Source organism: Burkholderia sp. Bp9004 (genome assembly GCF_003858025.1).
GTDB lineage: Bacteria > Pseudomonadota > Gammaproteobacteria > Burkholderiales > Burkholderiaceae > Burkholderia > Burkholderia diffusa.
In genome coordinates this window covers 1-7,400 of the sequence record NZ_QTQD01000064.1, presented here as the reverse complement: position 1 = coordinate 7,400, position 7,400 = coordinate 1, and the positions used below count along the sequence as shown (strand labels likewise).

Genomic DNA, 7,400 nt, shown 5'->3' with positions numbered 1-7,400 from the left:
CAGAACTGCGTGCACTGCAAGACGTGCGACATCAAGGACCCGACGCAGAACATCGTGTGGGTCACGCCGGAAGGCGGCGGCGGGCCGAATTACCCGAACATGTAACGCAAACGCATCCCCGCGCCCGCGGGCGCGAACGAACCGGAGTGAGACGATGAGCAATGCAGCGAAGGAAGTCGTGGTGGTGAGCGGTGTCCGTACCGCGATCGGCGCTTTCGGCGGGAGCCTGAAGGATTTCTCGCCGACCGATCTCGGCGCGAAGGTCGTGAATGAAGTGCTGTCGCGCGCGAACGTTTCGGGTGACGCGGTCGGGCATGTCGTGTTCGGCCACGTCGTGAACACCGAGCCGAAGGACATGTATCTCGCGCGCGTCGCGGCGATCAACGGTGGCGTCGCGCAGCACACGCCGGCGCTGACCGTGAACCGCCTGTGCGGCTCGGGCCTGCAGGCGATCGTGTCGGCCGCACAGACGATCATGCTCGGCGACGCCGACGTCGCCATCGGCGGCGGCTCGGAGAACATGAGCCGCGCGCCGTACAGCGTGCCGTCCGCGCGCTTCGGCCAGCGCATGGGCGATGCGAAGCTCGTCGACATGATGCTCGGCGCGCTGCACGACCCGTTCCAGACGATCCACATGGGCGTGACGGCCGAGAACGTCGCACGCAAGTACGGCATTTCGCGTGACGCACAGGATGCGCTCGCGCTCGAATCGCATCGCCGTGCGGCGCGCGCGATCGCGGAAGGCCGCTTCAAGGACCAGATCCTGCCGATCTCGATCCGCACGAAGAAGGGCGAGGTTGCGTTCGACACCGACGAGCACGTGCGTCACGACGCCGGCCCGGACGATTTCACGAAGCTGAAGCCGGTGTTCGTGAAGGAAGACGGCACGGTGACGGCCGGTAACGCATCAGGGATCAACGATGCCGCTGCCGCCGTGCTGATGATGAGCGCGGATGCCGCGCGTGCGCAGGGCGTGAAGCCGCTCGCGCGTCTGGTCGCGTATGCGCATGCGGGCGTCGATCCGGCGTACATGGGCATCGGCCCCGTGCCGGCCACGCAGAAGGCGCTCGAGCGCGCCGGCCTGAAGGTCACCGATCTCGACGTGATCGAGGCGAACGAGGCGTTCGCGGCACAGGCATGCGCGGTCACGCAGGAGCTCGGTCTCGATCCGGCCAAGGTCAACCCGAACGGCTCTGGCATTTCGCTCGGTCACCCGATCGGCGCGACGGGCGCATTGATCACGGTCAAGGCGCTGTACGAGCTGAAGCGCATCGGCGGGCGTTACGCGCTCGTGACGATGTGTATCGGCGGCGGCCAGGGGATTGCGGCGATCTTCGAGAACATCTGATAATCGACCGTTCAGCACCCGAATACACAGGAATCGTCATGGCCATCGAAACCGTCGGCGTCGTGGGCGCCGGAACCATGGGCAACGGCATTGCGCAAACCGCCGCCGTTGCAGGACTCAACGTCGTAATGATCGACGTCAGCGATGCGGCACTCGACAAGGGTGTCGCCGCACTGAAGGGCAGCCTCGAGCGGCTCGTGTCGAAGGACAAGCTCGACGCCGCCGCACGCGACGCCGCGCTCGCACGCATCACGACGTCGACCGACTACGCGAAGCTCGCCGCGGTCGACATCGTGATCGAAGCCGCGACCGAAAATGTCGAGCTGAAGAGCCGCATCCTGAAGCAGATCGAGTCGGTCGCGCGGCCCGACGCAATCATCGCGACCAACACGTCGTCGATCTCGATCACGTCGCTCGCGGCGCTGCTCGCCGATCCGTCGCGCTTTGTCGGCATGCACTTCTTCAACCCGGTGCCGCTGATGCCGCTCGTCGAGATCATCCGCGGGCTGCAGACGAGCGACGCGACCGCATCTGCGGTGCGCGCGCTGACCGAGCGATTCGACAAGTCGCCGATCGGCGTGCGCAATGCGCCGGGCTTCGTCGTGAACCGGATCCTCGTGCCGATGATCAACGAAGCGTTCTTCGTGCTGGCCGAAGGCATTGCGTCGGCCGAGGAGATCGACGCGGGGATGAAACTCGGCGCGAACCATCCGATCGGGCCGCTTGCGCTGGCCGATCTCGTCGGGCTCGACGTGTGCCTCGCGGTGATGGACGTGTTCCTGAAGGACTTCGGCGACACGAAGTATCGTGCGTGCCCGCTGCTGCGCGAGATGGTGTCGGCAGGGCGGCTGGGGCGCAAGACGGGGCGCGGGGTGTACGACTACAGCAAGTAAGCGGCGCATCGATGCCTCTTCGCGCGGCCGCCTTCGGGCGGCCGTGTGCTTTGGGCGGCATGCGTACGCGTCGAGCATCGCCAGGTTCCGCGGCAACGTGATCGCATGGCGCACGGCCGCCGCGACCTGGATCATCATCAGCGCCGCGAACGCGTTCCGCAGCGCGCCGGATGTCGCGCATCGGCGGCGTGTCGGAGAATGCGCTGCCCTGTCGCGACGGCAGCGATTCAGCAGATGAATATCGGGCATCCAGGGGCAAGTCGAACTGCTCGACCGTACGACGCCATTTTAGAAAAACTTAAGGGACGCGCAGCACGAGGCCTCTGTTCGGCGGAATTGTGGATTTTTAAGCTTGGTCTCGGTCGTTTCAACCTGTCGATCCGACGCGCGCGACGTGAGTGCGCGCCGCCCCGAACCGAGTCTCCTGGAGCACACATGAAAATCGCAATTGCCGGTCTGGTCATGCTGGTGTCCGCTGCGTCCGCCCACGCAGGCGACGCAACCCGTCTTCGTTTCGGCGTGGATCCGTCCTACGCACCGTTCGAATCGAAAGCGCCGTCGGGGCAACTCGTCGGTTTCGATATCGATGTCGGCAACGAAATCTGCCGCCGTCTGAATGTGCGGTGCGTGTGGGTCGAGACCGCATTCGACGGCATCATTCCGGCGCTCAAGGGCCGAAAGTTCGACGCGATCCTGTCTGCGATGTCGGTCACGCCGCAGCGCGAGACGCAGGTCGCGTTCTCCACGTCGCTGTTCAACACGCCGAGCCGACTGGTCGGCCCGCGCGGCCGCGACCTCAAGCCGACCGTCGCGTCGCTGCGGGGCAAGCGCGTCGGCGTCGCGCAGGGCTCGACGCAGGAGACCTATGCGCGCACGTACTGGGCGCCCGCCGGCGTCGAGGTCGTTTCGTATGCGAACCAGGAACTGGTGTACAACGATCTGCGTGCCGGCCGCCTCGACGCGACGATTACCGACATGATTTCCGCGAGCGAAGGGTTTCTGAAAACCCCGCAAGGGGCGGGCTATGTATTCGTCGGTGAGCCGGTCGTCGATGAGAAGACGCTCGGCAAGGGCGTGGCGATCGGCTTGCGCAAGGAAGACGGCGCGCTACGCGAAAAGATCGACGGAGCGATCGCGGCGATGAACCAGGACGGCACGTTCCGTCGGCTGGAACGCCGCTATTTCGATATCGAACAGTCGAACCCGTAACCGCGAACGGTACCTTCGCGTGTCGCCTGGCGCATCGGATGCCAGGCGGCGTGCGAACGCCGAGCAGGCGGGCGCGGGTCGAGGTTCGCCACGCGTTCCGAGGCCCGTTACGTTGTTGTCGCCGCGACCAGCTGATCGCTGACCTGCTGCTGCTCGCGCGCGCGCATGAGCAGCCAGCGATGGAAGCCGCGGCATTCCGGCTTGTCGAACGCGCTTTTCTTCCACGCGAGGAAGTACGGCCACGGCAGCGGCAGCCCGGACGCGAGCGGCACGACTAGCCGTCCGGCAGCGACGTCGTCGACGATCATCGACGACTGTGCGAGCACGAAGCCGTGGCTGTCGATCGCGGCCTGGATCGCGACACTCGACAGCGAGAATGTCTGGCGGACCGGTGCCGCAGTCGACGCATCCACGCCGTGAGCACCGAACCAGTCCTGCCACGACGGCGGCGACGCGAACTTCGGCTGCCAGTCGATCGCGATCAGCGGGAACGGCAGCAGGTCGGCCGCCGTCGCTAGCGGCGCGCGGTCGTGCAGCAGGTGTGGACTGCAGGCGGGTACCACCGCGTCGCGAAACAGCTCGACCGCATTGTCGACGTCGGCGACGCGATCGCCGTAGCTGATCCGGAAATCGATCTCGTAGCCGTCTGGAAACGGCTCGGTATGCGTGCCGTCGAGATAGACGCTCAGGTCCGGGTAGGCCTGCTGCCAGTCGATCACGCGCGGCGCGAGCCATTTCGACAGCAGCGACGGCAGCGCACTGATGCGCAGGTTGCGGTCGTGCCGCGAGCGCTCGACTTCCGCGTGCGCGATACGCAGCCGTTCGAACGCGTCCGCGCAGCGCTCGTGGTAGCTGCGCCCGGCCGTCGTGAGCCGCAGCCGCTTGCCGTCCTTTTCGAGCAGGCTGAGGCCGAGCGTGTCCTCGAGGAGTTTCATTTGCTGGCTGACGGCGCCTGCCGACACACCGAGGCGTTTCGCCGCTTCGGCGATGCCGCCGCAGCGACCGACGGCTTCGAAGACCTGCAGCGCGCGCAATGGAGGAAGCGTACTCATGGCAGTGGATTCGGCAAAAGCGTGATCGTAGACGAAAGTCGCTTTAGAGATACTAAAGCATTGATCAGTTTCGAGTGGCTATTCTTTCCTGTTGTGGTTTCTTATGCTTGCGTCTGATGCATCGATACCGGGGAGCGTGGCGCGCGGCTCCGAACAACAGGAGAATCGGATGTTTTTGAAAAACGCTTGGTATGTCGCTGCATGGGACAAGGACGTCACGCGCCGGCTGACGCCCGTGACGATGCTCGGCGAGCGCATCGTGCTGTATCGCAAGGCCGACGGCACGCCAGTGGCGCTCGAGGACGCGTGCCCGCACCGGATGCTGCCGCTGTCGATGGGCCGTCTGACGGGCGACGACGTCGAATGCGGCTATCACGGCTTGACGTTCGACTGTTCGGGCGCATGCGTGCGCGCGCCCGGTTCGGCGCGGATTCCGGCGCAGGCGAAGGTGCGGCGGTATCCGGTCGCGGAGCGCTATGGGCTCGTATGGATGTGGATGGGCGACGAAGCGAGTGCCGATCCGGACGCGATCCTGACGATCGATGAATGGGACGATCCGGCGTGGGGCCTCAATCGCGGCGATGCGATGACGATCGATTGTCACTACCTGTACATGACCGACAACCTGCTCGATCCGTCGCATGTCGCGTGGGTGCATCGCTCGTCGTTCGGCAATGCCGCGTGCGAATCCGAGCCGCTGAAGACGAGCGTCACCGATAACGGCGTGACCGTGTCGCGCTGGATGCGTGACGTCGACGTTGCGCCCTTCTACGCGAAATTCGTCCGGTTCGCGGGGCGCTGCGATCGCAAGCAGCACTACGAGGTGCGGTTTCCGTCGGTCGCGGTGATCAAGGCGATCTTCACACCGGCCGGCACCGGCAGTGACGACTGCATCGCGCATCCGGACGTGTTTCTGATGAACTCGTATAACTTCATGACGCCGATTGACGATGCGCATACGCGTTACTTTTGGTTTCAGACGCGCAATTTCGCGCCGGGCGACGAACACGTGTCGCGCGCGTTCGACGAGGACGTGCGCCACGCGTTCGAAGAGGATCGCGTGGTGCTCGCCGCCGTGCATGAGGGCATGGCGCGCCGACGCAAGCCGAACATCGATCTCGCGATCGATTCCGGGCCGCTGCGGTTCCGGCGCGCGATCGGACAGATGATCGAAGCCGAACGGGCGGCCGCCGTCGCGTGCGAGGCGGGGCGATAACATGGCCGATACCGGTTTGACTTCCGCGCGGGCGCCGGCTGCACCGAGCCGGTTCGAGCGGTTTCGCGTCGCGCGCCGCACGCGCGAGAGCAATGCGATCGTGTCGTTCGAACTCGTGCCGGTGGACGGCGCGCGGTCGCTCGAGTTCGCGCCCGGCCAGTTCGTGGCGCTGCGTCTGACGCTGCCGGACGGCGAAAGCGTGCTGCGTCATTACAGCCTGTCGGGTGACCCTGCCGACACGGCGCGCTGGCGCATCTCGGTCAAGCGCGAGGACGGCGGCGGCGATGTGCCGCCAGGGTGCGGCTCCACGTATCTGCACACGAGCGTCGACGTCGGCGCAGAACTGGAGCTGGCGGGCCCGGCCGGAGCGTTCGTGTCCGACGAAGGCAGCGAGCGTCCGATCGTGCTGATGAGTGGCGGCGTTGGCGTGACGCCGCTCGTGAGCATGCTGCATCGGTTGTCTCGCGCGTCGAATCGGCGCGTGCATTTCATTCACGCATGCGAGAACGGCGCGATCCATGCGTTCGCCGACGAGGTGCGTGCACTGGCCGCGACACGGGACGGCATCCACTTGCACGTGTGCTACCGGCAGCCACTTGAGGACGACGAAGCTCGCGGCGGCTTCGACAGTCGCGGGATCGTGACGCGCGAGCTGCTGCAATCGTTGTTGCCGCTCGACGACTACGACGTGTATCTATGCGGGCCGCCGGGTTTCATGCAGGCAAACTGGCGCTTGCTGCGCGGGCTGGGCGTTGCGCGTGAGCGGATCCGCTACGAATTCTTCGGGCCTGCGACGTTGCTCGAAAGCGAGGCCGATGCACCGCAATCCGACGGTGCGGCGCGGTCCGCGGCGGTGGTTGCTGGCGTGGGTGCGAGTGCCGATCCGACGGGTATCGATGGCGATGCGATTACGGTGCGCTTCGAGCCGCACGGCGAGCCGATACACTGGCGACCGGAACACGGGTCGTTGCTGGAGATGGCGGAGCAGGCGGGATATGCACCGGTGTTCAACTGTCGCGCAGGCCTCTGCAATGCATGCGTGACGCGGCTGCTGTCCGGCGACATCGCGTATGACGAGGATCCGCTGTCGCCGCCGCCGGAAGGCTCGGTGCTGCTGTGCTGCGCGCGCCCGACCAGCGCGGTGACGCTCGATCTGCAATGCGGGCGCCGCTGACGCGCGGCGGTTGCGCATATGAACAGAACAGGCGACGGGCGGCGCAGTCCGCCGCGCGAACGAGGAGAACTCGACGATGAAGTACGGCTTTCCGGTCGATACCGATTTCATGCAGCAACGCACGCGGTTCCTGCAGGCGGCCGACGCGGCCGGTGCGGCGGTGACGAGCCATCCGCACCCGCTCACGGGGCCGGCGGGCGAGCCGCTCGCGACCGATGTCGCGTGGCTCGGCCCGCGCGACGCGCGTCGCGTGCTGGCGGTCGTATCCGGCACGCATGGCGTCGAAGGCTATTACGGATCCACGTGTCAGACTGAATGGCTGCACGAACTGGCCGGGCGTGCGCTGCCGCCCGGCGTGGCCGTGCTGATGGTGCATCTGATCAATCCGTGGGGCACCGCATGGGTGCGGCGCGTCAACGAAGACAATGTCGATCTGAACCGAAACTATGTGGATTTCGGGGGCGCACTGCCAATCAATCAGGGATACGAAGCGATCCACGAGATCTAC

8 protein-coding genes are annotated in these 7,400 nt (G+C 65.9%); 7 read left to right on the top strand and 1 reads right to left on the bottom strand.

The window, feature by feature from the left end; all coding sequences use genetic code 11:
* The 4 genes from DIE08_RS35045 to DIE08_RS35025 all read left to right on the top strand — a co-directional run.
* The coding region (locus DIE08_RS35045) for a 4Fe-4S dicluster domain-containing protein (protein ID WP_141667388.1) at positions 1-105 on the top strand (105 nt) is incomplete at its 5' end.
* A gap of 49 nt (positions 106-154) precedes the next feature.
* A complete protein-coding gene (bktB, locus tag DIE08_RS35040) occupies positions 155-1,348 on the top strand; it encodes a beta-ketothiolase BktB (protein ID WP_124906430.1) in 1,194 nt (397 codons plus the stop codon).
* Positions 1,349-1,386: 38 nt separating this feature from the next.
* Complete coding sequence (locus tag DIE08_RS35035) at positions 1,387-2,241, top strand: 3-hydroxybutyryl-CoA dehydrogenase (RefSeq protein ID WP_124613136.1); 855 nt, start codon at positions 1,387-1,389, stop codon at positions 2,239-2,241.
* Positions 2,242-2,676: 435 nt separating this feature from the next.
* Entirely contained in the window at positions 2,677-3,450 is a 774-nt protein-coding gene (locus DIE08_RS35025; RefSeq protein WP_124906432.1) for an ABC transporter substrate-binding protein, read from the top strand.
* Positions 3,451-3,557: 107 nt separating this feature from the next.
* Here DIE08_RS35025 and DIE08_RS35020 read toward each other — a convergent pair whose 3' ends face one another.
* Positions 3,558-4,502 (bottom strand): LysR substrate-binding domain-containing protein, encoded by a 945-nt coding sequence (locus tag DIE08_RS35020; protein ID WP_124906428.1) that lies wholly within the window; start codon positions 4,500-4,502, stop codon positions 3,558-3,560.
* 169 nt (positions 4,503-4,671) lie between these two features.
* On the opposite strand from DIE08_RS35020, the gene DIE08_RS35015 reads away from it, so the two are divergent.
* The 3 genes from DIE08_RS35015 to DIE08_RS35005 form a co-directional block, all read left to right on the top strand.
* Entirely contained in the window at positions 4,672-5,718 is a 1,047-nt protein-coding gene (locus DIE08_RS35015) for an aromatic ring-hydroxylating dioxygenase subunit alpha (RefSeq protein WP_124906426.1), read from the top strand.
* A gap of 1 nt (position 5,719) precedes the next feature.
* On the top strand, positions 5,720-6,892 hold the full coding sequence (locus DIE08_RS35010) for a 2Fe-2S iron-sulfur cluster-binding protein (protein ID WP_124906424.1): 1,173 nt from the start codon (positions 5,720-5,722) through the stop codon (positions 6,890-6,892).
* 76 nt (positions 6,893-6,968) lie between these two features.
* Positions 6,969-7,400: DUF2817 domain-containing protein (locus DIE08_RS35005; RefSeq protein ID WP_124906422.1), on the top strand; the 432-nt coding region annotated here is incomplete at its 3' end.